Source organism: Rhizobium sp. P32RR-XVIII (assembly GCF_012641395.1).
In the GTDB taxonomy this organism is placed as follows: Bacteria; Pseudomonadota; Alphaproteobacteria; order Rhizobiales; family Rhizobiaceae; genus Rhizobium.
Genome location: NZ_JABAIH010000013.1, coordinates 16,203 through 42,423, shown reverse-complemented (window position 1 = coordinate 42,423; position 26,221 = coordinate 16,203). Strand labels below are relative to the sequence as shown.

Sequence of the window (26,221 nt, the reverse complement as noted above, 5' to 3'; positions counted from 1 at the left end):
GCTCCCGCAGCGGAGGCGCCGCTGGCTATTGTTCTTCAGGGCCCATTGCCGCGCGGGACGTCTGCAATTTGCATCATCACTGACCGTATGGCGTCTTCCTCGTGCAGTTCGCCGACCAGCAGCTTGAACCAGCTAAATCCAACCCAGAGCGAGACCTTGTCGCCCACCTCGTCGGAGCGCAATTCCCCGCGAGCGGCCGCGTCCGTCAACATCCGCCTTACATCGGCGGTGCGGTCCGGAAGAAACCTCTCACGAAGGGCGCTCAGCGCCTCCGGCGCACCCTGCGCCTCGGCGATCAATCCGCGAAGCGCCGCCCCGGCCGGATAGGACGCCCAAAACCGCCACAGGCTCGTCGTGTACTGCACCAGTTCCTCGACCAAGTTCCCCATGTCGGGAACCGGCACGAAGGTCGAACGCTCGGTCGTATAGATCGCGATGAACAGGTCGGCCTTTGTTGGATACCAGCGATAGATGGTCGTCTTTCCCGCTCCAGCCCGGCGGGCGACTTCGTCGACCGAAAATCCGGCATAGCCCTTTTCCGAAATCAACTCCCGTGCGGCGGAAAGTACTGCTGCCTCGGCTTCCGGACTACGGCGCGATCCGATGGACGTTCGCTTCCTGGCTGGGGCGGGCTTTGTCTTCGTCGTCATGGATAAGGCGTATCTCAAGTCCATGTCACCAATCAACCACGATTGCCCCACTATCGGTCGACCAGGTGAGCGCGCGATGGCGCGGGGTCAAACCGATCTGCGAAGTATTGGGTTTCCTTCGCTACAAGTCCGTTCTGGAACTCCATGATACTCACACTGTAAGAGGGTATGCCGTCATAGCTCAGGACGAATTCGGTGACCCAAAGATCGCCGGCGCCGACAATTCGACGCACGCTAAAGCGCTTTTTGTTTGGTTGGACAAGCCGACTTTCTTGAATCTTCCGACGCCCGTGGATCCTCTCACCAGACTGCGGATATTCGAGCAGAGCATCCTCCTGATAGATTTCGTGTTCGCGGTCGAAATCTCCTGCATCAGAAGCGGCCCAGTGTAGTTCGAGTGCCGTCCTCAATTTCTGGTCTTTCATCTAAGGCCTCCGGCATTTCCGTTTGACGACACCCGGCTTTGTCAAGCCGCAGTGTCTTTTTCACTCATCGCGACGCCGCGTTGACAAGGCAGGATCGATAGCTCCGCGACGCAACCGGAACGTTCGACTCTCACTTGGCTGCCTGTTCCGCATTAACCCGAGGAATGAAGCCCGGAACCCCGGTCTCGACGACGCGGTTGAAGCGGAAGTTCGTAGTTATGTGCTCGCGGATCTGCCGCATCGCGTCTTCGGGGAGGCTGGAGATATCGAAGTTCTGCTCGATCCGTCGCGGGGTCACTGAAGTGGTCAGGAACGCTGTTCCGCGCTGTGCGGCCCACGCCAGAGCGATTTGTGCCGGTGTCCTGCCGAGGCGAGCCGCTATTGCGGTGATGACAGGATCCTCCAGAAGGTTTGGCGTCATCCCATGGCCGAGAGCCGCGAATGCCAAAAGGACTATCCCGTGTTGCCGGCAATAGTCCAGCATCTCCCATTCGGGAAGGTAAGGATGCGACTCCACCTGCACGATGGCCGGCTTGATCCGTGCGGCCTCGACGATCTCCTTCAGCTTGTCGAGCGTGACATCCGAGAGGCCTATCGACCTGCACTGCCCGCTATTCGCGAGTTCCTCAAGGGCGCGCCACGTGTCAATTAACTTGACCCCCCGGTCGTATATCACGTGGCCGTGTTCGTCTCTCGGATCCTGTTCGTCGCCAGGAAGAAAGGCGAAGGGCGTATGGATGAGATAGGCGTCGATGTAGTCGACCTGCAGACGGCGGCAGCTTTCCTCGAAGGCAGGCCTCACCCGTTCCGGACGATGATTGGTGTTCCAGAGCTTCGTTGTGACGAAAAGGTGATCGCGGCTGAGCGTTCCCGCAGCGATCGATTCCCGTATCGCGCCGCCCACCGCTTCCTCGTTGCGGTATCGTTCGGCGCAATCGAAATGACGGAAGCCCGCGGTGAGAGCCGTCTTCACTGCCTGTTTCGTCGCATTATGATCGGGGATGAGGGTACCGAAACCGACGGCCGGCATTGTGCCGGTGCCATCGTTGAGCGGAATCCTTTTGTAGCGAAGCATGTCGGGGGCTTCCATGTGGCAATTCCCTCGATTTAGAGCAAAGACTTGCCCGAGTGCGACCGTTCTTCGGCGCACACCAGCCAGACCAACTGCGGTGACATTTTTCGTATCGTCTCTTTTTTAAGACGGTGCGGTATTTCAGCCTATTGTACCTTAGTGTCAGCAGGCTTCCGCGCGGACGCCAGAACCACGAATGACGCCGGTTTCAAGCGCCGTCGTCCGCGTTGCGGGCGTCGCGCTTTCCGAAGTCATCGTGAAGAGTTCCTGGGCTCGGCTGACGCCCCTCAAAACGTGGGAGCCGATCGGGAGCAGGCTCTCGGTTTGCGAGGGCGGCACGATCGCTGCGAAGGGCGCCGACATCAGGAGCTTTCGCTGAAGCGATCGACATAGCGATACGATGCGGCTGACCTCGTTTACAGCCGGGCCAATTACCGTAAAGTCGAGGCGATCCTGACTGCCGATGTTTCCATAGAAGACATCCCCAAAATGCAGACCGAGATAGATATCGGTCACAGGGCGACCTTCGATACGGCGTTGCGCGTTGAGATCAACAAGCCGTTTGTCGAGGAGCGTGCGGGCCTTCAGCGCGGCCGCGCAGGACTCGCTGGAGACCTCGCCTCTGAAGATCGCGAGCGTACCGTCACCCATCAGCTTCAGCACTTCGCCGCCGGCCTCCTTGATCGACGATATCACCGCGTCGGCGTAGTCGTTCAGCATCGGTATGATTTCGTCCGGATCCACCGTGTCTGAGATCCGCGTGAAATTGGCGAGATCGGAAAACCAGAGTGCTGCGGAGATACGCTCGCTGCGGCCACGGGTGATCCTGCCGTGCAGCACTTGGCTTGCGGCGTCCTCGCCGAGGTAGACTTTGGCGATGGTGCTGGCGACGCCGCTGACGACCACGCATTTGACTGCAAGCGCGAGGTAGGGCAGGAAATTCCGCAGTGCCTCTTCGTCCGTTTGTGAGAAGCCACCGGTTGCGCGGGTCCCGAAGTGCGAAAAGAAGCAGTCGATTTCGCCGATCGCGCCCTGCGCGCCAAACCGGTGCGCCATCGCAATAAAATCCGTAAAGCCGTCTGCCTTCATCGCATCGAGCAGATAGAAGTCAGCAGGGTCGCCGTTGAGAAGACGCCGCCGTACCTCATTGCCACCGGTCGTCTTCAGGTAATGGAAGGCGGAGCGATGCCAGTCGCTTGGAACACCGCCGGGGGTGGCGAAGCCGAACTCGAAGACAGGCTGCACCCAACGGCTCCGATCCCAGCGGAAGGCACGGCGCTCGTACACCGGGTGCAGGGTATCCATTACGGCGCTTGCGCGCTCGACTTGCAGTCCGCCAGCGTTGCAACGCTCGCAGAAGCCGGCGAGCAGGTCCGCCTCAGGCAGTCCCATCAGCCCAGCCTGCATCAGCCAGGTTGTGATTTCCTTTACGTGGCTATCGTCCACGGCAGTTCTCCTGGTTCGTAGGCCATGTCATCCACGGCCCACTGGTCGGATAGGGCGGTTCATCACGTGGTCAGCGGGTGCACCGGGGAGGGTTTCATCAGGGACACGACGATCAGCCCGACGATCGCCGCGATGAAGGTGATCCAGAATCCATCGATGTAGGCTTGCACATTGGCTTCCCTTTGGACGATGGTTGCAAGAATGCCTACGCCACGCTTTGCGGCTTCAGCCTGTGACGCGCCTGGTGTCGACCCCGACCCCAGTTGAGCCAGCGTCGAGTTCCATCCCGGCGTCGCGCCGGTGACATGAAGGCCGATCAGATAGGAGTGCAGTTGCTCGCGCTGACGAATCCATGTCGTCATCGTTGTAGCAACGGTTTCCGAGCATATCAGGCGCATGACCTGGACATATGCGACCAAGGATATCGCGCGCGCCGGATTCACATTGCTAAACAGCGTCGCGACGGCGGCGAGAAACACGATTTCCTCGCCGAATGTCTGCAGGATCACGATTAACCTGAACTCAGGCAGCGACCACAGGCTGGTCAACTGAGTGCCAAGCCATGCCGATAGCGCGAAACAGGTGAAACCAATCGTCAACGTGGCCCGTTGCTTGACCGTCCTGACAAGGGTGACCGCAGTGGCCGTCGCTCCCAGGAGAAGCAGGATAGCGTATGGCGCGGTGAAGTCCCCGATCTGCTCCGGACGCAGGCGCGCCACGCTAATCAGAAAATTCGGCTCCAGCAGCGAACTTCCAAGACTTGCGATCATGAAGCAGGCAATGGCGGCGAAACCCAGAGCGATGTTCTTGTGGTACAGGATTGAAACGTGCGCCCACGGCTCTCTGACGCGCGTCTCGTGCCACAGGAAGACGGAGGCGAGAAATCCCGTCGCGGCAAGGAGCGAGACGACGTAGCCGGAACGAAACCAGTCCAGGCGATTGCCCTGGTCCAATGCGAAGTACAGCGTTGTCAATGCCACCCCAAAGAGCGCCATGCCGCCCCAGTCGGCGCGATTCAGGAGCTCGCGGTCGACCTGCGTCGGCTTGCCACCATACCAGAACAGTATCCCGATTACGGGGGCGATGATCGCGCCTTGCCAGTAAAGCCATTGCCACCCGATGGTCTGGGTGTAGCTTCCGGCGGTATACAGGCCGAGATTCTGCGCGAACGGAATTCTCAGGACATAGAAGGAGAGAGCGAAGATCCAGTATTTTCGATCGAGGTTGCGAAAGGCGACCAGGAGCGTCGCCCCGACAAAAATTCCGAGCACCATCGCTCTGACCGCGTGCAACGCGATGAGGGGCTCGAACCCATGAACGAATGGGATGCCGATGGATATGGCCGCATAGAGGATAGACGGCCCGATCATCACTCTCTTCACGCCAAATACTGCGATCAACCAACCGATACTCGGCGCGACAAGGACTTGCGGCGCCGTGGCGAAGGTGCTGAGCCACGCACCTTCGTCGAAGCTTAGACCGAAGGCTCCGCGCAGATCGGCCAGGCCGATGCTTGCGGTACGGACGTCGAAGGCGGTCAAGATCGACGCCATGACCATGGCGACGGCGACATATCCCTGACGGGGAAGATCGCTCGGAGGAGCATTCCTAGACATGATGCTCTGCCTTTGTGTTTATTCGGGTTATAGCCGACATGCCAGGACGAAGGCGGTCGAAGTTCGGCTGGTTCGGATCGAGTTCGATCCGGACGGTCAGACGCTGGGCAACCTTGGTGAAGTTGCCGGTCGCATTGTCAGGAGGCAGCAGTGCGAACGTCGATCCGCTCGCCGGCGAGATACTCGAGACGGTACCGTGCAGGTGTTCGCCCGGCAGCAGGTCAACCGATATGTCAACTGGTTGTCCCTCGCGAACGAGCGCCAACTGATTCTCCTTGTAGTTCGCTAGGATGTAGACCTTGGGGAGCGGAACGATAGAGATCAGGCCGGTGCCGGTGGCGACGTAGTTCCCGAGCTGAACGTTCCTTTTGGCGACGACGCCATCGACCGGCGCGCGCACATCTGCGTAGCCGAGATCAAGTTCCCGCGCGGCGACATCCGCAGCGGCGGTGTCGATGTTCGCCTTCAGTACGTCACGCTGCTTCGCAATCACGTCGAGCTTGACGCGCTGGGCGACGACAGTCGCCTGGGTCATCTTCGAATTCGCGAGAGCCCGCTCGTGGGCCGCAGTGGCCCTCTCGAGCGTCTGGATCGAGCTCGCCCTGCCGTCGAGGCCAAGTCTTGTCTGACGATCCAGCTCCTTGCTGGCCTGAATTTCGTCTGCGGTGGATGCCTGTTGCTGGGCAACTGCGACGTCGACCTGGGTGAGCTGGTAGGTGCGCTGGGTGTCGTTGTCCTCTAGTTGGACACGCGCGGCCTCGAGCCTGGCCTTCGCGGCGCGGAGCGCAACCTGAAAGGGTTTGCGGTCGATCGAGAACAGCAGGTCGCCGGCCTTGACGCTGGCATAGTCGTGAACCGAGATCCCGTCGACGGTGCCGCCGATCCGGGCGCTGATGGAGGAGACGTCCGCATACACCGCCGCGTCGTCGGTTGTTTGGATCGGGCGGCTGGCCACCCACCAATCCCAGTTGGCTCCGGCGCCGACGACGGCCGAAAGCGCGACCGCTATTGCAGTGACGGGCACGACGAACGAAGACGGCGACGTCTTCATTGGTAGGGTCGCAGGGGAAGGAGCAGGAGCGGTCACGCTCTCCTGGCCTCCCGGCATCAATGCCGTAACGTTGGTCGCAGATCGTTGGTTTACTTGGTTCTTGTTTCGCAACCAGGCCATTGTCTTCATCCGTTTGGTGGGATCCGATGTCCGCTTTTCGACGAACCCTTGTTCGCGCTTGAGCGTTCAAGAATGCTGGCGATGGCGTACTGCGTAGGCTTTCAGGTTCACGCAGAAGATGCGGCTCGCCAAGTCGTTGGTTTGTAATTTGAACATGACGAAGCTTCTCGACCCGCCTCCGCATCTTCCACCAAGAGGGCCGGCAACCGACCGTCGAGAGCTTTGTCCTGGAGCGCCGTGGAGGAACGAAATCCCGAGGCGGCTCCAAACTAGAACCATTGGCCGTTTGTGCGACTCATATAAACGATACGTATCGTTTGGACAAGATCCGTGCCATGAAAAGAAGCTTGCCCAGCTATTCGTCTTTGGCCGGACTCGAGATCGGCGAAGGGAGATCAAAGCAGCATGGTTGCTCAGCCGCTATCCAACGAAAGTATCGACGACACCTTCGTATAATGGATTGAGCGAGGCTTCGGTTGTTCACTCCCGTAAAGCGGCGTCTCACGGCGGCGTTGTGCAGGGGCGGCGTCTCTGCATGCCCGAAGACCTCGTCGGAACCTTGGAGCACGTGTCATGGTTCGCCTTCTTTCGGTCAACGTCGGCTTGCCCCGCGATGTCGAATGGCAGGGCGGGATCGTGAACACCGCTATCTGGAAGCTTCCAGTCGACGGTACACGCATGGCCCGGCGATTAAACATTGAGGGCGACGGGCAGGCGGACCGCGCCGGACATGGTGGCGAGCAGCGCACGGTGTTCGTGTACCAGATGGAATCCTATCGGTACTGGGAACGGCATCTGTGCCGAAGCGACTTTGTCTATGGCCAGTTTGGTGAAAACTTCACCGTCGACGGCCTGCCGGACGCGGAGGTCTGCATCGGCGACCGCTTCCGGATCGGCGGCGCCCTGTTCGAGGTGACGCAGCCGCGTGTCACTTGCTATCGGCTGGGAATTCGAATGGAAGTGCCCGAGATGGCGGCGCTGCTGGTGTCGCATTGACAGGCCGGGTTTCTATTTCCGTGTCCTTGAGGAAGGGGAGATCCAGGCGGGTGACGAGGTCGTAAAGACAGCTTCCGGCGAGGGCGGAATGACCATCTCGGAAGTCAATGGGCTGCTCTACAAGCCGGGGCATCCTCGTGATCGACTGGAGCACGCATTGCGTATCACGGCGCTAAGTGCCGGCTGGCACCGTTCTTTCGAGGCTTTGCTGACTCAATCAGTTGAAGGCGGGAAGACGACGGGGAACGCCGGCCTCACGGGCATGGTATATCCAGCTCCAGCGTGGCGAGGCTTCCGCCAGTTCCGCCTGCTTCGCAAGACATTTGAGGCTGATCGCGTCACTTCGCTCACACTCGAGCCGGCGGATGGGAATCCGCTGGCCGGTTACCTGCCAGGGCAATTCATCGTGCTCCGGATGCAGCCACGCTCGGCTCCACTCCTGCTGCGCAGCTACTCGCTGTCAGGGAGGCCAAACGACAAGCGGTTCAGGGTAAGCATTAAGCGGGAGCTTCAGGGCGCCGCCGGCAGATACGTGAACGAAGAACTGAGCGAAGGTGACCTAGTGCAAGCGAGCGCCCCGCGCGGCAGCTTCACGCTGGCGCCTGGCGACACGCCAGTCGTTCTGCTGAGCGCCGGAATAGGAGTGACCCCGATACTCGGCATGCTTCATGCCCTCGCAGCCGACAAGTCGCCGAGGGAAGTCTGGTGGCTTTATGGAGCTCGCAACAGCCATGAACATCCGTTCGCAAAAGAGGTGCGGGAGCTTCTCGGATTGCTCCCGCATGCCCATAGCCACATCCGCTACAGCGCGCCCGGACCAACCGACCGGCAAGGCGTCGATTATGACGCGCAGGGCCACTTGGATCCGGCTGTTCTTCAGACGGTAGGCTTGCCTGTCGAAGGCGACTTCTACCTCTGCGGGCCTTCGAAATTCATGAGCAATCTGACCGCAGGACTGGCAGGCCGTGGTGTCTCACGCCGCCGGATCCACACCGAAACGTTCGGCTCGGGTCCGTCCATCACCCCCGGCATCGCGGTTTCGTCTGGGCGCCCACCGCACCTGCCCGAAGGCCCCCAGGGCACTGGCGCGTCGGTGACGTTCGCTCGTAGCGGTCTTAACGTGCGATGGAATCCGAGGTTTCATAGCTTGCTGGAGCTGGCGGAGGCCTGCGACATCCCGGCGCGATGGTCCTGTCGGACCGGCGTCTGCCACACCTGCGAGACCGGAATGATCTCGGGTTCGGTCACGTACCAGCCAAGCCCGATCGATGAAGCGGCGGATGGCAACGTACTGCTATGCTGCTCGCGGCCTGCAAGCGACATCGTCATTGACCTGTAGCGGCCCTACACACGTCGCGTAAGGGAGGAACCAACATGAGATCCGACATCGTACCGGGAGCCCTCTTTCCTGACTACGAATTGAGCGATCACACGGGAAAGCGTCGGAAGGTGCTGTCACATTGTTTGCGTTCGGGCACACGGAAGCAGCAAGCTGGATTTTAGGCGACCTGCAGCGCGGCCATTCTCCATTCGGTAGTGGCGGTTTGGCGGCAGGATCGGATCTGGGCAGCGGGGCGATTTGGTTTGAGGGGAACGAAATGATTTCGGACGGCTGAGAAGATCGAGACAAAATGTTGTAACGACCCGATTGACCGAAATCCTTGCCGCGTTCGTCCTCGCTTTCGAAATGGCAGATGAGAATTCTCGGCCCTGTTATTCAGGCCTTTATGAGAGCGATGTTCGAGATGCGGCATGACCTGACGCCGGGCGGCACCATAGGATCGCAGCTTGTCGGTGATGATGCGCTTTGGCGCCAATCCCTGTTTCCTCAGCAACCGGATCAATAGACGCCTGGCAGCCTTGGTGTTGCGGCGGGTTTGAACGATTTCATCCAGCACATATCCGTCCTGATCGACGGCGCGCCACAGCCAGCATTTTTTCTCTCCGATGCGAACGGCAACCTAATCGAGGTGCCATACATCGCTGGGCGAAGGAGGCTTTGCTCGCAATTGTCCGGCAATCTTTGATCCGTGCAAGCGACACCATCGGCGGACCGTTTCGTAGGAGACTGCCACACCGCGCTCGAGCATCATTTCTTCGACTTCCCGCAGGCTGACATTGAACCGGAAATACAGCCAGATCGAACGGGCGATGATTTCGATAGGGAAGCGATGATTCTTGTAGGTCGGCGCCGAGATACTCATGCCAGCTTCATAACACCACTCACGTTGATGAAAAATCAATGTGACAGTACCGAGCGGACTTGCAGAAGAGTACGACGTCCGGCGCAAGTATCCTCACTGGTATCCAGAGAGCCACCCGCAATCGAAGGCTAATCCACACGAGTCCTGGTGCTATCCGATCGCCGCTTTGGGTGATTTCCGGACGTGGCTTCAAGACGAATATCTTGAGGGCGGGAAGTTCCGGAATTATCTGCAAGGCAAGGTGAAAAAGGGAGATCTCCCTCCTTCGTTTGCAGAATTGGCGCTTGAAATTTTAGAGCCGCTGCGGCTTTCGTAAGGTGGCGGGCTTCGGCCCGCCTATTCCCCGCACCAGTCGTTCTTGTGTCCCGGCCGCCACTCTCGAGCGATGCCAACCTTGAGCATCTTCTTGCCGATTTCTTCACCATTCGCCCGGTAGATATTCACCAGCGGCCGGTGAGAAGGTGTTGCGTCCACCGCCCCACTCCATTCGACCCGCAAGCCTTTTTCATCCAAAAGCTCTTTCATCCTTTGGCGAATATCGCGCTTGGACACATGACGGGAAACTCCGCCACGCGTCATATAAGGGGCTGCGAGAGGAGCAGGATGAGGCGGCGGTTATGAGATCGAGTGAGACATTCCCGGCGAAAGGCATGATGATTTCGGAAACGGTCTTTTTGTCTCACAAATCGGCAAGCTATTGATTCCGGCCAATTGCCTTACTCCGGCATGGGGTCCTACTCGCGGAAGGGAAGCCCGTTCATCGCTTTCGATCGAAGGTGATTGTAGGCCTCTATCATGTCCGCGATTGCCGCGGCGGACTCAAAATTGTCAATGGCGTATAGGCGGGGGGGAACACCAATTGTTGGGCTATTCCTGTCATCCCATTGGAAGGTCAACCGCAGCGAATCTCCTGCGAGCGTCAGCTGGCCGATGATTGCTCTTTGCCCTATCACGTTGCGCATTATTAGCGATACATACGACGCACCTGGTTCCTGGCTGCGCGTCAACTGGATTCCCGGAATATCGCTACTCTCAAGTTGAGAGTTGGTCACGGTTATGTCCGTGGCCAGCTTGGCGACTAGAGACTGGAATTTGCCAGCGAGGTCTCGCTGACGTTGGCGCTCCTCATTCATGGACGCATCCCGCGCCAATTTTGCCTCGTCCTCTTGCGCAGCGTTTTGCTTCGCTGTGAAGATAGCCTGCTTAAGGCGATCGTTGTTGTCTACCATGCGTTTCCCTAAAACAGGCTCAAATTAAACCATTGGATAACGTAGACATGATTCCGATATATTCAAGCTGCTGATACATGCCTAATCGATACTTCGCGATAAATGCGTTCACTCGGCCTATGCATAAATGCTCGGCCAGGTTGGCGACCTTTCAATGGACATTAAACGCGGAGTTTTTCGCCTTTGGATCGTCGCGTCAGCGTTATTCATCGTAGGCAATTTCGCCTTCGCATATTCCTTCACTAGCGAGAGAAGTAGGCGGTGCTGCGATTACTCGCGCGTGGCTCCCGCCAGCATCGCCAGCTGCTCAGGCTCTCGCACGCCCTGCGCCTGAAGCCCCATGATGATCCTCGCCAGCCGCATCACGGCTTCCCGGTCCTTCTCGATGCCACACTTGCGCGAGATCGCCTTCAGCACATCATTGCAGACGGCGAGGTCTTCGGACGGTAGCGGCTCGTCGCGGCGATTCTTTTGGGGTGTGTCGGTCATGCGCAAAACTTAGCCACGGTGCCGCGACCATGCCAAGGGCAGATCCTAACGCACGGTTCGATTTTGCACAGTTGGATCCGCACTAGCCGCCACCGTCATGTTTCCGGCGGCGGATGTTCGGAGGCTTTATCAAGAGCTCCAAGGCGATTTCAATGTGCTTCTCCACCTCGGCTCTATTTTCAGGGGAGGTCTTCCGGGAATAGGCATCCAGCGCTTCCCACCTCACACCGGCAGCATGGTCTATCCGTGCCTGCTGTCGAGCCAGCGCGCGGACGAAGTTTAGAAGAGCCTCTGTCGCTTCGTCTGTCATCGATCCTCCCGGTCATCAACCGGCGTCCGGATTGCTCTCTTTGTCCACCGATGTGGATCTGCTTCCTATGTGCGTCCTGCAGTATTTGAGCGGCTTGCCAAATCAATCGTAAGTGATTGAGAAGATTGGCGCACCCGACAGGATTCGAACCTGTGACCTTTGGAATCAGAATCCAACACTCCAACTTGCTGAGCTACCGATGTGAGATCGCCTTGTCACTGCCGCTAACGTTGGCTGGGCGGACTACATCAAACCAGAGTTCCATAATAGAAGCTTATGCCGCAAATCGCGAATAAATTCCTTGGCTTAGCAAAAAGAGACGCGGATCGGCGGTCCGAATTGGTTCAAGAGCGCCCTCTCTTAGTCGGAGCCCGCTCGATAGCCCGAGATAGAGATCAGCGCGCGTTCGCAACGCGCACACAGGGGCTTGGTACCCACGATTTTTGACCAACTCGGCCGCATCAACTCCCAAAACGGTTGCCAAACGGTCCACGTCTTCAATGGTCGGGCCGTTCGCTGCGCCCAAAGAGCTGATGTAGGTTCGGTCCAGGTCCGCCTGATGAGCAAGTTCTCGGCACGCCCGGTTTGAAGGATCCATGTCACAAGAAGAGATTGACATTGACGCCCAACCCTTGCTGCAATTCATGCCAGGCTTGCGATACGCCCAGCATGCCGTAAAGCGTAACGGAAACCCGTAGGCGGTTTTTCGGGGTTGGGCGTCTCCATGGAAAACGCACATTCGTGTTCGGATTGATGCTCGAATTTTGTGCGTGAGGCTTGCCGTCCTAATGGCTGTCGGCTCGTGTCAGCGCATCCTGGCGGACCGTGTCGTCGACGATCTTTGCGGCGTCGAAATCGGCCGTGATACTTCCTGTCTTTACGAGCAGCTCCTTCAGCCATGTCACGCGGACCACGGGGATCGTCATCGCAGGATCGATCGCCTTGTATTTCACCGCTTCATCGAAAATGTAGGCCGGCCGCGGATCGTCGGCCGGCAGCTTCGCGGCGCTACGGGCGTAATCCAGGAATTCGTCGCGATGCTGCAGGGCGTACTTTATTGCGTTCATTTCGGCTGCCATGAAGCGGGTGGCGGCATCATGGCGGTCATGAATAGCCGCCGGTGTCATATAGGTGCAGAGGCGCAAGAATTCGGGTGCGTCCTCGAGTGCAGAGGCAAGAAGATGGTAACCCTTCTGGACGACCGGCACATAGGATGTGGAGGCGGCGACCGCGTCGGCCGAACCAGCATAAAGCGCATTGAAGCGGGCCGCATCGGTGCCGAGCGCGGCAAAATTGACGCTCTTCGGATCAATCTTGTTGTTGGTAAGGATGGCACGCGTCAGTATGTCGGGCAAGGAACTGGGAGCTGAAATGCCGATCGTCTTGCCGCTGAGTTCGGCAGGCGTCTTGATGCTGTCCTTGCTGTAGATACCATAGGTCAGGCCCGGCCAGTAACAACCAACCATCCGCAGGTCCACGCCCTTCGACATGCCGATCAGCGGGCTCCCCGGGCTGCCTTCGTAACTGTCGATCTCGCCGGCGATGAGCGCCTTGAGCGCGATCGCGTCGCTGTTGAATTTGACGAATGTGATATCGACACCCTGCTTCTTCGCGAAGTCGCGGGTCGATGCCAGCGTGGTGAAGGCCGAGTCGAGATCGGAGGCGGTGATGCCGTGCTTCCACTGCGGCAGTTGCTGTGCCATCGCAGTTGCGCTGGAAAGCAGGATGGGTGTGAGGAGGAGGCAAGCTCCGATGATTCTGCGCCTGATATTCATGATTGTACGTTCCCTTTTTATGGTTAGGCCGCGCCCCTTTTGCGGCGACGGTCGGGCCGATTGACGATTGCCTTTCATATCCCCGAGGACGTCGGGCTGGATGTCCGCGCCGGTGCGTCGTCTCGTTCTCAGCGCGGTCCGTTCTTTTCCTGACCTCCTTCAGACAGGAATGGGTCGCCAAATGTCACAGCGGTCGCGGCGTGAAATAGCCGGCGTCGATCGCCTCTTTCCACAGCTCGACCATGGCGGGAACAAGCCCGAAGGGCAGGCCGTCTTCCGCACGTTCATAGGCATGCGTGCCGGCATCGAAACGGCTAAGCTCGACGCGCGGCGCGGGCCTGATGTCCGCAAAGCTCGGCAGAACCACCGACTCGTAGATCTCGGGACGATGGTCCCGGCTGAACTTCGCGATGCTGAGAAGGATCGGCGGAACCGGCTTCGGCCCCGGGCGCTCCCGAGTGTAGCCGATATAGCGTGCGACAAGCTCGTCGGTCGCGGCCTTACCGAGCTTCAGGCGGGTCGCTGCGGTGCGGGCAGCGGCCGTCAGTGCCGGAACGGATGCATAGTGGATCGGATATTCCGCCTTGAAATTCGGCTGGGTCTTCCCTCTCTCCCATTTTGCGAAGACGTCCTCGATCACCCAGGGCAGCCGCATCAGCGCCTGCGCGCCCTCCTGATGATAGATCTCCGCACCGGAATAGCGGGCGATGTCGCGCCAGGTCCTGATATAGAGGTCGTTGAACGGAACCGGCCATTCGATGTCCAGCATCCGCTGGTAGATGTAACCAAAGGGCGAGTTCTCCATGCCGACCACGCCCACGATGTTTCCGACGCGCTGGGTCAACATGTGCGCGAAGGGGCCGCCGGTCGAATGGCCGTGCACGTAGATCGAATATTGATCCTCCGGAAACTGGCGGGCGCAGGCCGTCTTCATCGCGAGCTCGAAGGCAACGGGCCAGGCGGCCATCCGATCGTAGAACCGCGTTCCCGGTCTGGCCCGGGCATTGGTGCGCGTGCCGTAACGCGCACGCAAAGTCTGGTCCTCGACGATCTCCACCTGATCCTGCGAGATATTCTCGCCGGCCAGCCAGATCGGCAGGCGCACCGATCCGTCAGGGGCAATCGTATCTCCTGGCCAGTCGCGGGAAGGGTCGTTGAGGTTCAGCCGGCCGGGATAGGTCATGCTTTCGACATGATATCCGTATTTGCCGGCAAGAAGGCGTGCCAGGGGTGCCATGAAGCGAAAGTCGGCGGCGCCGCCGTGAAGCAGAAAAAAACCGATCTTTCGGCCGTCGATGCCGGTCGGTATTCTGCTTTTGTCGAGCGGGGCATAGGACATGACGCCGATGTCCCATTCGAGCTCAAGCGCCTCGATGCGGAAGATATGTTCGGTTTCCACGATCGGCATGCTTGGCCGGGCCAGCAGCTTCTCGGAGGTCAAAACCAGCTCTTCGCGGCTGATGGTATGTGGCGCCCGCCAGTTGATCATATCCGTATAACTCCCAATCTCGAAAACAGGTCGACCCGGGACGTCAGGCAGCGGCATCCGCCTCCGCGACCTGCGACATCGTCTTGAGGTGCCCGTCGAGTTTCTTCAGAAGGGTTTTCAGCGTCGCGACCTCTTCGGCGGACAGTCCGCTTTCCATCGCTTCGGCGAGCAAACAGGCGCGTGGGAGAAACCGGTCGATGAAGGATCCGCCGTCTTTGCTCAGAGCAAGTTTCTTGCTTCGACGATCATCAGCATCGGGAATCTCTTTTATCAAACCGCGCTTGACGCAGCTGTACGCCGCGCGGCTGATGCTCACCTGATCCAGCGAAATACGTTCGCTGATCTCTTTGGCGGAAATGCTGCCGAATCTGCTGATCTGCGCGAGAAGGCGCCATTCCGTGATCTTCAGGCCGAATTCCGTGTAGACCGCATCGCAGGTACGGGACATTTTTCGTGCCACCGACGGCAGCAGATAAAGCAGGAATTCCTCGTTATTGAACTTCTCTTCAAAGGCGTTCATCCCGCCCCCCCAATGTCGGCTGACAATTAGTTTCATATGAAATGATATCTTGTGAAAATGGTTGTCAAGAGCATGTCCAGCGCTGAAAACGAGGATCTTGGGTCAAATCATATCGACGGAGAGGCTGGAGAGGGCCGGAGCCCCATATGAAGTATTCATTTGTTTCAATGGCTTACGATCAGTAAAATTCTCCTCGAAAATCGGCTCTAGGAAATTTCGCGCTTTTGCCTATTTTTGTGCCTTGACTATTTTTTCGGCTGAGCTTTAGATACTGATGTGAAATATCACAGTCATATAAGAAAAATTTTAGAGGAACTTCGGAGTGAAACCACCCATCTTCTCTTTCCCGGCAGTTCTGCACAGCGGCGTCGAAGCCACCCATAGCGAAGTCGGTATTCAGAATGCCGTCGTGGCCGGCTGGACCGGCCGTGACGTCGCCGCCGTCGAAAAGCACATTGCCGAACTCGAAGAGCTCGGCGTCAAGCGGCCCGCCTCGACGCCGATCTTCTACCGCGTGGCGGCGACCCGGCTGACGACCCAGGAAGCGGTCGAAGTGAGCGGGGAGGATTCCAGCGGCGAAGTCGAATTCGTGCTGATGAAAGTCGGCGGGCGGATCTGGGTCGGGGTCGGCTCCGACCATACCGACCGCAAGGTCGAGACCTACAGCGTGACCGTCTCGAAGCAGATGTGCGACAAGCCGATCTCGCCGGAATTCTGGGCCTACGAGGATGTCGCACCGCATTGGGACGCATTGGTGTTGCGTTCGTATATCGTAGAGAGCGGCAAGCGGGCGGTCTATCAGGAGGGGCCGGTCGCCGGCATGCTTCCACCGGATGGTCTGCTGAGCCGCTGGAACGGCGGGGATCTGGAAGACGGGACGCTGATGTTCGGTGGTACGCTCGCCGTGCACGGTGGCATCCGCCCGTCCAGCCGTTTCGAGATCGAGATCGAAGATCCGGTTCGCCAACGCAAGATCAGCCACAGCTACGACATCATCACGCTTCCGGTGGCCGGCTGATGTCCACGAAACCCTCGCTCCTGCAGAATTCGGTGCTTGAAGAGGACGAGGGCACGCGCCGCTCGCTTCGCGACGTTGCCTATGATCTGATCAAGCAGCGGATTACGACCTGTGCCTACAAGCCGGGCGAGTATCTCAACGAAGCGCTGGTATCCGCATCGCTCGGGATTGGACGCACGCCGGTCCATCAGGCCATCGACCGGCTGAAGGTGGAGGGGCTGGTCGAGGTCATGCCCCGCAAGGGCATCATCGTCAAGCCAATCAGCCTCGACGAGGTCATGCAGATCATCGAGGTGCGCCTGCTCAACGAATGCTACGGCGTGCGCCTTGCGGCGACCCGCGCCAGCCAGGGCGAGATCGATCAGCTCGCCTCCGTCCTGGCGCGATCGAAGGACGGCATGGCGAGCCGCGACAACGAAATGATGATGACGCTGGACCGCGAGTTCCACGGAATTTTGGCGCAGGCCTCACGCAACGACGTGCTCGGCGAACAGCTTGGCCGGCTGCACGACCGTTCACTGCGCTTCTGGATCATTTCGCTGAATGCGCCTGGCCACTTGCAAGAGGTTTACGACGAGCACCTGGCGATCCTGACCGCGATCCTGGATCGCGACGCCGACGCCGCCGAACAGGCGATGCGGCTGCATATCGAGGGATTCCAGCGGAACATCATGGGAAGTGCGGCGACGGGACAACCGATGCCAACGTGGAACGAAGGGAGCGCGAAATGACGACGGATCCGCAGGTTTTGATTTCAGGCGGCGGCCCGGTGGGCCTGTTTTCGGCGCTCCTCCTGGGCCGCCAGGGCATCCGCGTGCGCCTGTTCGACGTCAACGCGACATTGCAGCGGGATCCCCGCGCGGCAACGACCCATCCGGCGACCCTGGAGGTGCTCTCCGACGTTGACGGGCTTGTCGAGGCCATGGCCGAAGTCGGCCTCGTCGCGCCCATCTTCCAGTTCTGGGACCGGCCTTCGGGCCGCCTTGTGGCGGAATTCGACCATGCGTTGCTCGCCGGCGAGACTGATTTTCCCTATGTGATCCAGTGCGAGCAGTTCAAGACGTCGAAGCTTTTGCTCGAACGGGTGCAGCAGCTTGCCAATGTCGAGGTTTTCTTCGAGCACGACGTGCTCCAGGTCGAGCAGGTGGCTGACGGCGTCCTGGTTTCGGTCAGAGGGCCGGACGGTATTACCACGCACAAGGGGTCCTATCTGATCGGCGCCGATGGCGGCCGCAGCGTCGTGCGCAAGCAGTGCAATATCTCCTTCGACGGCTTCACCTGGAACGAACGTTTCATCGTCCTCACGACGCCATTCGATTTCCTCAAGCATCGCGGCTATTCCTATCGCAGCTATTTCGCCGATCCGGACGAATGGTGCAATTGCTTCAAGGTTGCCGCCGACGGTCCGCCCGGCCTGTGGCGCACCGTATTCCCGACCGATCCGGCGCTTGCGGAAGCCGAACTGATGAACGACGAGGCGGTGCAGGCGCGGCTGCAGAAATTCTTCCCGTCGGACCAGCGCTACGACATCGTCCACCGCAATCTCTACACGACGCATCAGCGCGTCGCGACGACCTTCCGGTCGGGCCGTGTGGTGCTGGCCGGCGATGCGGCGCATGTCAACAATCCGATTGGTGGCATGGGGCTGAACGGCGGCCTTCAGGATGCCGGCAACCTCTGCAAGAAGCTGCTCCAGATCCTGCTGAACGGCGCCGATGACCGGCTGCTCGACCTCTATAGTCTGCAGCGTCGCACCGTCGCAGTGGATTTCGTCCAGGAGCAGTCGATCGCCAACAAGCGTCAGCTCGAGGCGCGCGACGAGGAAACGCGTCAGCGCAATTTCGACCAGCTGTCGCAGGTCGCGGCCGATCCGGACAAGGCACGCGGGTTCCTGCTGCGCGCCTCGATGCTGTCGGCCCAGCGCCGGGTCGCAAACCTGAGCCTGGAGGCGGCCTAATGTCCTCTGCCGCGGCCCCTTCCAGCACACGGCCCTATCTCAAGGCTGCTTCGGCTTTCGCCGCAGGGAATGATACCCCGCGCGCGTTTCTGGAACGGTGTCTGGCCGTCATCGACGAGCGGGAGGCCGATATCGGCGCCTTCGTCGACCTGGATGTGGCGGGCGCGCGCAAGACGGCAGATGCAGCGGCGGATCGCTGGCGGTCGGGAAGGGCGATCTCGCCGATCGACGGGATGCCGCTCGGCATCAAGGATATCATCGAGACGATCGACATGCCGACCGGCATGGGGTCGCCTCTGTTCGAAGGCTGGCGATCGGGCCGCGATGCGGCGAGTGTAAAAGCTCTGCGGGAAGCCGGTGCAATCATCGTCGGCAAGACGGTGACCACGGAATTTGCGGCAACCCAGCCAGGCAAGACGCGCAATCCTCACGACCGTGAGCGGACACCCGGCGGATCGAGCAGCGGTTCTGCTGCGGCGGTGGGCTGCGGCATGCTCAGCGCGGCGCTTGGAACCCAGGTCATCGGATCCATTATCCGACCGGCCGGTTATTGTGGCTGTATCGGCTTCAAGCCGACGGTCCACGCCCTCAATCGCGGCGGCAGCCACGATTATATGAGCCAGAGCGCGATCGGCGTATTGGGCGCGGATCTCGCCGATACCTGGCAGGTGGCCCGCGAAATTGCCGCACGCTGCGGCGGAGATGCGGGATACCAGGGCCTGTCCGGCCCGATGGCCCTGCCGAAGATGCAGCGTCCCGCCCGGCTTGCCCTGGTGCGCACGGCCGGCTGGCCATCCGCGCCGCAGGAGGCGATCGATGCCTTTTCTCGCGCCTGTGATCGGCTGGCCCTCGTCGGACTGGATATCGCCGATGCCGAAAGCGATCCGCAGCTCGCTGAGCTGGAAAGTGCCATCGAGCACGCACAGGAACTCAGCCGGCGGATCAACGCCTGGGAGTCGCGCTGGCCGCTCAATACATATCGGGATCGCGATTTCGCTAAGCTGAGCCCCGTGATGGAGGCCAGACTGGAGCAGGCGGAAGCCATGTTCCAGGAGGATTACGGCAGGGCGCTTGCCGAGCGCGATGCCGCGCGGCGTGTCCATGCTCTGGTCGCCGGGCATTACGACGCCGCCATCACGCTGTCGGCGCCGGATGTCGCGCCGCTCGGCCTCGCCTCGACGGGCGACGCCACCTTCGCCGTTCCGGCCTCGCTGCTCGGCGTGCCGGCACTGTCACTGCCTTTGCTGCGGATGGGAAAGCTGCCGCTCGGCCTGCAGATTATCGGATTTGCCGGTGCCGACGAGAACCTCTTTTCCCTCGCCGCCTGGCTTTCGGATCACCTCAACTAGGGACGTCGCATCATGCCGGAAAAACCGTCGTCCGTTCCTGCCTCCCTGAACACATATGCACCGTCCGGCGGGCCGGAGCGCAGTTATTCCGTCATCGCCATTCAGCTTAAGGGCAGCGTTCGGCAAGCGGAAGTCTGGCGACGCGATGCGGCATCGTCGCTGCATCGCCTTGCCGAGCGACGTTGCCATGAACCATCCTTTGCCGCGCCCACGGCGGGGATACGGACAATATGCCTCACCGGCCGCAACGCGCGGTGAAGGCCGGATGGGATCGATAGCGGAGTAAAAATCGCATGGCGTCAATCGACAAATTCGAAGATCACTGCTGGAAGGACGTCATTCCTCAGGAGGATATCCAGCTCTACGCGACCTATCGGCGAGAGACCTTCGTCGGCCCACGTCCGGCGCTCCTTATGATCGATCACTACAATATCGTCTACAAGGGTGGTCCGGGCTCCCCTTACGAGCTGGAAAAGCAATATCCCAACAGCTGCGGCATCTATGCCCATCAGGCGATCGAACCGACGAAACACCTGCTTGCCGCCGCGCGCCAGGCCGGACTGCCGGTCTTCTTCTGCACCAAGGACATTGCCGCGCATAGCAAACCGCCGAATACGGTGTCGACCAAGCGGACCCAGCATCCGGTCATGCCCGGCGACTATGACATCTATCCCGAATTCGAGGTGCTCCCGACCGATGTTGTGATCCGCAAGCAGCGTGCCAGCATGTTCCAGAGCACGCCGCTGCTCTCGCATCTGAACCTGCTCGGGGTCCGCAGTGTAATTGTCTGCGGCGAAGCGACGTCGGGTTGCGTGCGCGCCAGCGTGATCGAGGCCTTTTCCTCCGGACTGCATGTGACGATCGCCGAAGAATGCACCTTCGACCGGGCACCGCTCACTCACAAGGTCAACCTCTTCGATATGCACCACAAATATGCCGACGTCATGCATGTCGACGAGATCATCGCGCATCTTTCGGACATGAAGAGCCTGGGGGACACCGCCTGATCCCCATTATCGCAAGCACCAGCGGATAAACGCAAAACCGGCCATAGAGCCCATATAAAAATAGGAGTGGAACATGAATAACCGCATCAGAAACATCATCGCCTTCATGGCAACCGCATCGCTGTCCTGTGCAGCATTCAGTACAGCCTCTGCCGAAGATGCAAAGCCGTGGCGCCACGGGATCGTCCAGGCCAAGAGCGATGCCGGGATCGTGCTGATGGCCGATCACAAGGGCTTCGCCAAAGGCCAGGGCGTTGATCTCAATGTCATGCAGTTCACCGGAGACGCGCTGGCGCTCAAGGCTCTCATCGCCGGTGAACTGGACAGCTATGAAGGCAGCCCGGGCGGCCCGCTTCTGGCAGCCTCGCGCGGCGCCGACATCAAGATCGTCGGCTGCTATTGGCCGGGTCTGACCTACGCGATCTTCTCCAAGCCGAGCCTGAACTCCGCCAAGGACCTGTCCGGAAAGACGCTGGCGATTTCCGGCCCCGGCTCGCTGCCGGATCTGATCACTCGCGCCGTTCTTCAGGCAAACGACCTTGCTTCGTCGTCGGTAAGCTTCACGCAGATGGGTAGCGATGTCGATCGCATGCGCGCATTGACGACAGGGGTCGTCGATGCCGCCGCCGCCTCGACCGAGTTCATCGACTTCGCGAAGGAACACAACGTCAAGCTGCTCGTCCACGCTCAGGACGTGGCCCCGAACTTCCTGCGCTTCTGCACCTATGTGACCAGCAAGACGCTCGAAACCCGCAAGGATGAGCTCGCGCATTATCTGGCCGCGCAGATGCAAGGCGTTCAATACGCGCTCGATCATCGTGACGAGTCGATCGCGCTGACCAAGACACTGACCAAGGCCGATCCAAACGATACGCGCGCCGCCGATATGTTCGACGAAGTGCAGAAATACCATGCGGTCGACAGCACGATGCCTGTCTCCGCCGAAAAGCTTAGCTGGATGCAGGATCTGCTCGTCAAGACCAAGAACCTTAAGACGCCCAATGACCTCACCAAGCTCATCGATACCAGCGCCCGTGATCAGGCGCTGGCGCTCGTCAAAAAGTAACAAGGGGATCGAAGATGGGCCAAGTCAGCCTCGTCGATGTGTCCAAGCGTTTCAACTTGCGCATCAACAATGAAATCAAAACGGTAAGGGCCCTATCATCGGTCAATATCGACATCAGGGACGGTGAAATCGCCGTCCTCATCGGACCCAGTGGATGCGGGAAAACGACTGCCTTGCGGATCGCCATGGGACTGGAATCGGCGACGCGCGGCCGCGTGGTCGTTGATGGTCGCGATGTCAACGGCTGCGGCCATGACCGCGGCCTTGTCTTCCAGCATGCAGAATTGCTGCCGTGGCTGAGCGCCCTGCAGAACGTGATGTTCGGCCTGGAAATGAAGGGAATGCGCGGCGCGCAGCTGCAGGAAACCGCGATGCGCTACCTGGATCTGGTCGGGTTGGCAGAGTCAGCCGACCGGCGGCCACACCAATTGTCGGGTGGCATGAAACAGCGCGTTGGCATTGCCCGCGCTCTCGCTATCGATCCGTCTGTTCTCCTGATGGACGAGCCTTTCGGCGCTCTCGACGCCCAGACGCGGGAAGGATTGCAGAGCGAGCTTCTGGAAGTTCACGCACGAACGAACAAGACGATCCTGTTCGTGACCCACGATTTGGACGAGGCCGTGCTTCTGGCGGATCGCGTTATCGTCATGCGCAGCGGCACGGTTCAGGAAGTTATCGACATCAACCTGCCCCGCCCGAGAGGCGACCTCGGGGCCTTGCGCGGTTCGCCGGAATTTGCGGCGGCGCGCTACCGGATCTGGCGCGCGCTCCACGAACTGCCCGATAGCGTGCACTGAAGGTTGAACGATGAAAGGAAACAGCATCATGGCAACACCGGCCTTTCGATCGGAAACGCAGCAAACTGCCGAAGACGATATCGAGCCTCCAAAGCCCCGAGAGATGCCCGGCTGGATGATCACGACGATCTCGCTCGTGGTTATTATCGCCGTCTGGCAGATTTTCGGTCAGGACATCAATCCGATCTTCGGATCCTACCCATCCGCAATCGCGATCGCCTTCTGGGGACTTCTTGTTTCCGGAGAGCTGCCGACAGCGCTGATGACGAGCATGCAGGCCTTTGCCGTCGGCTTTGCGCTGTCGATCGTCATTGGCGTGCCGCTTGGTCTCATCATCGGTCGGTCACGCATTCTCGAAAATGCCGTCGGTGTCTACATCACCGCCGGCAACGCGATGCCGCTCGTTGCTTTTGTCCCGCTGCTGATCCTCTGGTTCGGACTGGGCTTCATGGTCAAGGCTGCGATCGTCTTCCTGATGTCGGTCTTCCCGATCTGCATCAACACGTGGCTTGGCGTTCGGGCTGTGCCGAAAACGCTGATTGAAGTCGGCCGTGCCCTGGTGGCTCCGAATTCGGTGATCATCCGCAGGATCGTGCTGCCGGCGACGCTGCCCTACATCATGACGGGCATCAAGCTTGCCGTCGGCCGCGCCGTGGTAGCGATGGTGATCGCCGAATTCTTCACCGCGATCTCGGGTCTCGGCGGCATCATCATCAACTCCGCCAACAATTTCGACACGGCGACAATGTTCGTGCCGATCTTCGTCCTGATGATCCTGGCGACGCTGCTCAACGGCCTCGTGAGCCTCGTCGAGCGCTGGGTGGCGCCGTGGCAATACGAACTGACGGATCGCAATTAAGCGATCCGCTACTTTCATCTCATTCCGATAGACCTGTAACAGAAATTGGAGCAGGACCATGCGTATCGCTGTCCCCGATCTCATTTCCAATTCATATTTTCCCGCCGCCGCGGCAGTCGAACTAGGGCTCCTTCGAGACCTCGGCCTCGATATCAGCCTCGAACTGATTTTTCCGGTGAGCAAAGCGTATGAAGCGCTCCGCGACGGCGAAGTCGACTTCGTTGGCGGATCTGCCCATTCGGCTCTTGCGGCATTTCCCGACTGGAAGGGCTGTAAGCTTCTCTGCGCGCAGGCGCAGGGCATGTACTGGTTTCTTGTCATGCGCGCCGATCTCAACCCCGTGGAAGGTGATCTCAGCATCGTCAAGGGCAAGCGCATCGGTGCGGCCCCCTGGGTCGATATGGGCTTGAAGGAACTGCTGAAGGCTGCCGGTATCGATGAACAGCGCGACGAGGTTACCATTGCGCCGGTACCGGGCGCAGTTGGTGCCGGTGTCAACTTCGGGCTGACTGCGGCGAAAGCGCTAGGAGAAGGCAAGATCGACGGCTTCTGGGCGAACGGCATGGGCACGGAAGTGGCCGTGACACGCGGCGTCGGCAAGGTCGTGCTGGATGTCCGCCGCGGCGACGGACCCGCAGGCTGCTTCGACTATACGTTTTCGTCTATTGCGACCAGCGACCGTCTCATCTCCGAGAAGCCGGAAGCCGCCGCGGCCATGGTAAAGGGCATCGTCGCCACGCAGAAGGCTCTTAGGGCCGACGTCGGACGGGCGGGGACGGCAGGCAAGGCGCTCTTCCCGCCAACCGAGGCGGGTCTCATCACCGAGCTGATCCGCCGTGATCTTCCCTATTACAGCCCACGGATCTCCCAAAAGGCCGTTTCGGGGATGAACCGCTTCACACGCGATCTCGGGCTTCTCAAGAACGACGTCGACTATGACGACATCGTGGCGACCCGGTTCAGCCACTTCTGGAACGCTGCGTAATTCGCAATACGAAAGGAAATGAATCCATGGCAATCAATAAATTACACGACGAATTTCATACGTTGGATATGTCTTCCGGCTGGGAAGTACCACAAGGCTATCCTTCCGGCATCCAGCAGAAAATCATATCCGGCTCATTGGACGAGACGAACAAGAAAGGCAGTCGCACACGCCTGCTGCGTTTCGACGCCGGCACCTTCACGACCAAGCCCTTCGTTCACGATTATTGGGAAGAGGTCTTCCTTGTCTCCGGTGATCTGACTGTCGGTAACGACGAAAACGGGCAGGGCGGAGAAGCCTTCGCGCCCTTTACCTATGCCTGCCGTCCGCCGGGCGCATTCCATGGTCCCTTCCTGTCGAAGACCGGCTGCCTGCTCCTCGAAATTCACTATTTCGATCCGGCTTGAGGCGTAGCGCGATGTCCCCCAATGCCACTTTGAAAAGCCTTTCCGAAGATCTGGCGCATGGCAGGACGACGAGTCGCGCGCTTGTCGAAGCCTGCCTCCAGAGGATTGAAGATCCGGCGGGTGAGGGTCGGCGGGCCTTCATCGCGGCCGATCGAGAAACTGCGCTCGCTCAGGCAGATGCAATGGACAGGCTTCGGGCGGTAGGCGCGGAACCCTCCCGGTACGCCGGCATTCCCATATCGATCAAAGACCTGTTCGACGTTAGGGGTCAGGTCACCAAAGCTGGCGCCAAAGTACTGTCGGAGGCGAAGCCTGCAACGGAGGATGCGCCGGCTGTGGCACGTCTCCGCAGTGCCGGTTTCGTATTGATCGGCCGCGCCAACATGAGCGAGTTCGCTTTTTCCGGCCTGGGTCTCAATCCGCATTTCGATACGCCACGCAACCCTTGGGACAGGAAAACGGGGCGCGTTCCTGGTGGCTCGACTTCCGGTGGCGCCGTGTCGGTCGTCGACGGAATGGCATATGCGACCCTCGGCACGGATACGGGCGGATCATGCCGGATTCCGGCTGCCTTTACCGGCATTGTCGGCTTCAAGCCGACCGCACGGCGCGTGCCGACAGATGGAGCAGTTCCGCTGTCGACCAGTCTCGATTCCGTCGGCCCGCTGGCCCGGAGCGTTGCCTGCTGCGCAGCGTTGGATGCTGTTATCGCCGACAGCTCGCTTGGAAATATTGTGCGCGCATCCATCGAAGGATTACGGCTTGCCGTGCCGAACACGCTGGTCCTCGACCGGATGGACGCGACGGTTTCCGCCGACTTCGATCGCGCTTTGTCCGTTCTATCGAGAGCCGGTGCTAGGATCACGAAGATCGACATCCCCGAATTTGCCGATATCGCCCGCATCAATGCCAAGGGCGGCTTTGCCGCCGCGGAAAGTTTTGCTTGGCATCGCGACTTGTTGAACCGGTATCCGGATCGCTACGATCCGCGCATCAAGATGCGGATTGAGCGCGGCCAGCAGATGTCTGCCGCAGACTACATAGATCTACAGGCTGCCCGCAAAGCCTACATCGCCGGTGTGACCCGAAGGATCCGAGACTTCGATGCCATCCTCTTCCCCACCGTTCCGATAGTCGCTCCGGCGATTTCGGAGCTGAACGACGACCAGTCGTTCACCGACCAGAATCTTCTTGTGCTCAGAAACTCAACGACGATCAATCTGTTGGATGGATGCGCTATCTCAATTCCAATGCACAGACAAGGCGACGCACCCACGGGTCTAACGATTGCAGGCTTGCCAGGACACGACACAGCGGTCTTCAGTGTGAGTTCCGGGATTGAAAACCTGTTGCGATAACGGCGTCGGGAAGTTGCACGTCTGCG

At 59.7% G+C, this 26,221-nt stretch carries 25 protein-coding genes, 1 tRNA gene and 2 pseudogenes; 13 read left to right on the top strand and 15 right to left on the bottom strand.

Features of this window, described 5'->3' with window-relative positions:
• Positions 1-35 precede the first annotated feature (35 nt).
• The 6 genes from HGP14_RS26685 to HGP14_RS26660 form a co-directional block, all read right to left on the bottom strand.
• The gene (locus HGP14_RS26685) at positions 36-650 is read right to left on the bottom strand and encodes a TetR/AcrR family transcriptional regulator (protein WP_168832888.1); all 615 of its coding nucleotides are present in this window, start codon (positions 648-650) and stop codon (positions 36-38) included.
• Positions 651-700: 50 nt separating this feature from the next.
• Entirely contained in the window at positions 701-1,075 is a 375-nt protein-coding gene (locus HGP14_RS26680) for a nuclear transport factor 2 family protein (protein WP_168832887.1), read from the bottom strand.
• 130 nt (positions 1,076-1,205) lie between these two features.
• Positions 1,206-2,150 carry an aldo/keto reductase gene (locus HGP14_RS26675; protein ID WP_246704593.1) on the bottom strand — a complete coding sequence of 315 codons (945 nt, stop codon included), beginning with the start codon at positions 2,148-2,150 and terminating at the stop codon, positions 1,206-1,208.
• A gap of 159 nt (positions 2,151-2,309) precedes the next feature.
• Entirely contained in the window at positions 2,310-3,593 is a 1,284-nt protein-coding gene (locus tag HGP14_RS26670; RefSeq protein WP_168832885.1) for an adenylate/guanylate cyclase domain-containing protein, read from the bottom strand.
• 62 nt (positions 3,594-3,655) lie between these two features.
• Positions 3,656-5,152 carry an MFS transporter gene (locus tag HGP14_RS26665; RefSeq protein ID WP_281408124.1) on the bottom strand — a complete coding sequence of 499 codons (1,497 nt, stop codon included), beginning with the start codon at positions 5,150-5,152 and terminating at the stop codon, positions 3,656-3,658.
• A gap of 49 nt (positions 5,153-5,201) precedes the next feature.
• Positions 5,202-6,260, bottom strand: a complete 1,059-nt coding sequence (locus tag HGP14_RS26660; RefSeq protein ID WP_246704591.1) for an HlyD family secretion protein — start codon at positions 6,258-6,260, stop codon at positions 5,202-5,204.
• A 693-nt stretch (positions 6,261-6,953) separates the two neighbouring features.
• On the opposite strand from HGP14_RS26660, the pseudogene HGP14_RS26655 reads away from it, so the two are divergent.
• Positions 6,954-8,715, top strand: a pseudogene (locus tag HGP14_RS26655) (MOSC domain-containing protein).
• A 160-nt stretch (positions 8,716-8,875) separates the two neighbouring features.
• Here HGP14_RS26655 and HGP14_RS26650 read toward each other — a convergent pair.
• Positions 8,876-9,580 (bottom strand): annotated as a pseudogene (locus HGP14_RS26650) (IS6 family transposase).
• A 40-nt stretch (positions 9,581-9,620) separates the two neighbouring features.
• On the opposite strand from HGP14_RS26650, the gene HGP14_RS26645 reads away from it, so the two are divergent.
• On the top strand, positions 9,621-9,896 hold the full coding sequence (locus HGP14_RS26645; protein WP_168832882.1) for a hypothetical protein: 276 nt from the start codon (positions 9,621-9,623) through the stop codon (positions 9,894-9,896).
• 20 nt (positions 9,897-9,916) lie between these two features.
• On the opposite strand, the gene HGP14_RS26640 is transcribed toward HGP14_RS26645, so the two are convergent.
• From HGP14_RS26640 to HGP14_RS26605, 8 genes are all read right to left on the bottom strand, one after another.
• The gene (locus HGP14_RS26640) at positions 9,917-10,132 is read right to left on the bottom strand and encodes a hypothetical protein (protein ID WP_312862192.1); all 216 of its coding nucleotides are present in this window, start codon (positions 10,130-10,132) and stop codon (positions 9,917-9,919) included.
• 182 nt (positions 10,133-10,314) lie between these two features.
• Positions 10,315-10,809 (bottom strand): hypothetical protein, encoded by a 495-nt coding sequence (locus HGP14_RS26635; protein WP_168832881.1) that lies wholly within the window; start codon positions 10,807-10,809, stop codon positions 10,315-10,317.
• A gap of 270 nt (positions 10,810-11,079) precedes the next feature.
• Positions 11,080-11,298: a hypothetical protein gene (locus HGP14_RS26630; RefSeq protein WP_168832880.1), complete on the bottom strand. Its 219-nt coding sequence runs from the start codon at positions 11,296-11,298 to the stop codon at positions 11,080-11,082.
• Between the two features lie 82 nt (positions 11,299-11,380).
• Positions 11,381-11,608 (bottom strand): hypothetical protein, encoded by a 228-nt coding sequence (locus HGP14_RS26625; protein WP_168832879.1) that lies wholly within the window; start codon positions 11,606-11,608, stop codon positions 11,381-11,383.
• A 126-nt stretch (positions 11,609-11,734) separates the two neighbouring features.
• Positions 11,735-11,805: transfer RNA gene (locus HGP14_RS26620), tRNA-Gln, on the bottom strand.
• Positions 11,806-12,393: 588 nt separating this feature from the next.
• Positions 12,394-13,383 (bottom strand): ABC transporter substrate-binding protein, encoded by a 990-nt coding sequence (locus tag HGP14_RS26615; RefSeq protein WP_168832878.1) that lies wholly within the window; start codon positions 13,381-13,383, stop codon positions 12,394-12,396.
• Positions 13,384-13,567: 184 nt separating this feature from the next.
• Positions 13,568-14,872 (bottom strand): hypothetical protein, encoded by a 1,305-nt coding sequence (locus tag HGP14_RS26610; RefSeq protein WP_168832877.1) that lies wholly within the window; start codon positions 14,870-14,872, stop codon positions 13,568-13,570.
• A 43-nt stretch (positions 14,873-14,915) separates the two neighbouring features.
• Positions 14,916-15,392 (bottom strand): MarR family winged helix-turn-helix transcriptional regulator, encoded by a 477-nt coding sequence (locus HGP14_RS26605; protein WP_168832876.1) that lies wholly within the window; start codon positions 15,390-15,392, stop codon positions 14,916-14,918.
• A 322-nt stretch (positions 15,393-15,714) separates the two neighbouring features.
• Here HGP14_RS26605 and HGP14_RS26600 point away from each other — a divergent pair, with 322 nt between their 5' ends.
• From HGP14_RS26600 to HGP14_RS26550, 11 genes are all read left to right on the top strand, one after another.
• Positions 15,715-16,410: a DUF2848 domain-containing protein gene (locus HGP14_RS26600; RefSeq protein WP_409527106.1), complete on the top strand. Its 696-nt coding sequence runs from the start codon at positions 15,715-15,717 to the stop codon at positions 16,408-16,410.
• Positions 16,410-17,141: a GntR family transcriptional regulator gene (locus tag HGP14_RS26595; protein ID WP_168832875.1), complete on the top strand. Its 732-nt coding sequence runs from the start codon at positions 16,410-16,412 to the stop codon at positions 17,139-17,141. The genes HGP14_RS26600 and HGP14_RS26595 overlap by 1 nt, the downstream gene beginning before the upstream one ends.
• Positions 17,138-18,367 carry an NAD(P)/FAD-dependent oxidoreductase gene (locus tag HGP14_RS26590; RefSeq protein ID WP_168832874.1) on the top strand — a complete coding sequence of 410 codons (1,230 nt, stop codon included), beginning with the start codon at positions 17,138-17,140 and terminating at the stop codon, positions 18,365-18,367. The genes HGP14_RS26595 and HGP14_RS26590 overlap by 4 nt, the downstream gene beginning before the upstream one ends.
• Positions 18,367-19,716, top strand: a complete 1,350-nt coding sequence (locus tag HGP14_RS26585; protein WP_168832873.1) for an amidase — start codon at positions 18,367-18,369, stop codon at positions 19,714-19,716. The genes HGP14_RS26590 and HGP14_RS26585 overlap by 1 nt, the downstream gene beginning before the upstream one ends.
• A 293-nt stretch (positions 19,717-20,009) precedes the next feature.
• Positions 20,010-20,723: a cysteine hydrolase family protein gene (locus tag HGP14_RS26580; RefSeq protein ID WP_168832872.1), complete on the top strand. Its 714-nt coding sequence runs from the start codon at positions 20,010-20,012 to the stop codon at positions 20,721-20,723.
• Positions 20,724-20,796: 73 nt separating this feature from the next.
• Positions 20,797-21,789, top strand: a complete 993-nt coding sequence (locus HGP14_RS26575; protein WP_168832871.1) for an ABC transporter substrate-binding protein — start codon at positions 20,797-20,799, stop codon at positions 21,787-21,789.
• A 14-nt stretch (positions 21,790-21,803) separates the two neighbouring features.
• Positions 21,804-22,586, top strand: a complete 783-nt coding sequence (locus HGP14_RS26570) for an ABC transporter ATP-binding protein (RefSeq protein ID WP_168832870.1) — start codon at positions 21,804-21,806, stop codon at positions 22,584-22,586.
• A 28-nt stretch (positions 22,587-22,614) separates the two neighbouring features.
• The gene (locus tag HGP14_RS26565) at positions 22,615-23,445 is read left to right on the top strand and encodes an ABC transporter permease (RefSeq protein ID WP_168832869.1); all 831 of its coding nucleotides are present in this window, start codon (positions 22,615-22,617) and stop codon (positions 23,443-23,445) included.
• A 58-nt stretch (positions 23,446-23,503) separates the two neighbouring features.
• Positions 23,504-24,430: an ABC transporter substrate-binding protein gene (locus tag HGP14_RS26560; RefSeq protein ID WP_168832868.1), complete on the top strand. Its 927-nt coding sequence runs from the start codon at positions 23,504-23,506 to the stop codon at positions 24,428-24,430.
• A 26-nt stretch (positions 24,431-24,456) separates the two neighbouring features.
• Positions 24,457-24,837: a cupin gene (locus HGP14_RS26555; protein ID WP_168832867.1), complete on the top strand. Its 381-nt coding sequence runs from the start codon at positions 24,457-24,459 to the stop codon at positions 24,835-24,837.
• A gap of 11 nt (positions 24,838-24,848) precedes the next feature.
• On the top strand, positions 24,849-26,195 hold the full coding sequence (locus tag HGP14_RS26550; protein WP_168832866.1) for an amidase: 1,347 nt from the start codon (positions 24,849-24,851) through the stop codon (positions 26,193-26,195).
• Positions 26,196-26,221 lie beyond the last annotated feature (26 nt).

Coding starts and splice junctions, on each gene's coding strand:
- HGP14_RS26625 (WP_168832879.1), bottom strand. CDS start 11,608: ATGACAGACGAAGCGACAGAGGCTCTTCTAAACTTCGTCCGCGCGCTG.
- HGP14_RS26610 (WP_168832877.1), bottom strand. CDS start 14,872: ATGATCAACTGGCGGGCGCCACATACCATCAGCCGCGAAGAGCTGGTT.
- HGP14_RS26675 (WP_246704593.1), bottom strand. CDS start 2,150: ATGCTTCGCTACAAAAGGATTCCGCTCAACGATGGCACCGGCACAATG.
- HGP14_RS26550 (WP_168832866.1), top strand. CDS start 24,849: ATGTCCCCCAATGCCACTTTGAAAAGCCTTTCCGAAGATCTGGCGCAT.
- HGP14_RS26615 (WP_168832878.1), bottom strand. CDS start 13,383: ATGAATATCAGGCGCAGAATCATCGGAGCTTGCCTCCTCCTCACACCC.
- HGP14_RS26680 (WP_168832887.1), bottom strand. CDS start 1,075: ATGAAAGACCAGAAATTGAGGACGGCACTCGAACTACACTGGGCCGCT.
- HGP14_RS26575 (WP_168832871.1), top strand. CDS start 20,797: ATGAATAACCGCATCAGAAACATCATCGCCTTCATGGCAACCGCATCG.
- HGP14_RS26685 (WP_168832888.1), bottom strand. CDS start 650: ATGACGACGAAGACAAAGCCCGCCCCAGCCAGGAAGCGAACGTCCATC.
- HGP14_RS26630 (WP_168832880.1), bottom strand. CDS start 11,298: ATGACCGACACACCCCAAAAGAATCGCCGCGACGAGCCGCTACCGTCC.
- HGP14_RS26605 (WP_168832876.1), bottom strand. CDS start 15,392: ATGAACGCCTTTGAAGAGAAGTTCAATAACGAGGAATTCCTGCTTTAT.
- HGP14_RS26595 (WP_168832875.1), top strand. CDS start 16,410: ATGTCCACGAAACCCTCGCTCCTGCAGAATTCGGTGCTTGAAGAGGAC.
- HGP14_RS26580 (WP_168832872.1), top strand. CDS start 20,010: ATGGCGTCAATCGACAAATTCGAAGATCACTGCTGGAAGGACGTCATT.
- HGP14_RS26635 (WP_168832881.1), bottom strand. CDS start 10,809: ATGGTAGACAACAACGATCGCCTTAAGCAGGCTATCTTCACAGCGAAG.
- HGP14_RS26590 (WP_168832874.1), top strand. CDS start 17,138: ATGACGACGGATCCGCAGGTTTTGATTTCAGGCGGCGGCCCGGTGGGC.
- HGP14_RS26660 (WP_246704591.1), bottom strand. CDS start 6,260: ATGAAGACGTCGCCGTCTTCGTTCGTCGTGCCCGTCACTGCAATAGCG.
- HGP14_RS26665 (WP_281408124.1), bottom strand. CDS start 5,152: ATGGTCATGGCGTCGATCTTGACCGCCTTCGACGTCCGTACCGCAAGC.
- HGP14_RS26570 (WP_168832870.1), top strand. CDS start 21,804: ATGGGCCAAGTCAGCCTCGTCGATGTGTCCAAGCGTTTCAACTTGCGC.
- HGP14_RS26565 (WP_168832869.1), top strand. CDS start 22,615: ATGGCAACACCGGCCTTTCGATCGGAAACGCAGCAAACTGCCGAAGAC.
- HGP14_RS26560 (WP_168832868.1), top strand. CDS start 23,504: ATGCGTATCGCTGTCCCCGATCTCATTTCCAATTCATATTTTCCCGCC.
- HGP14_RS26585 (WP_168832873.1), top strand. CDS start 18,367: ATGTCCTCTGCCGCGGCCCCTTCCAGCACACGGCCCTATCTCAAGGCT.
- HGP14_RS26555 (WP_168832867.1), top strand. CDS start 24,457: ATGGCAATCAATAAATTACACGACGAATTTCATACGTTGGATATGTCT.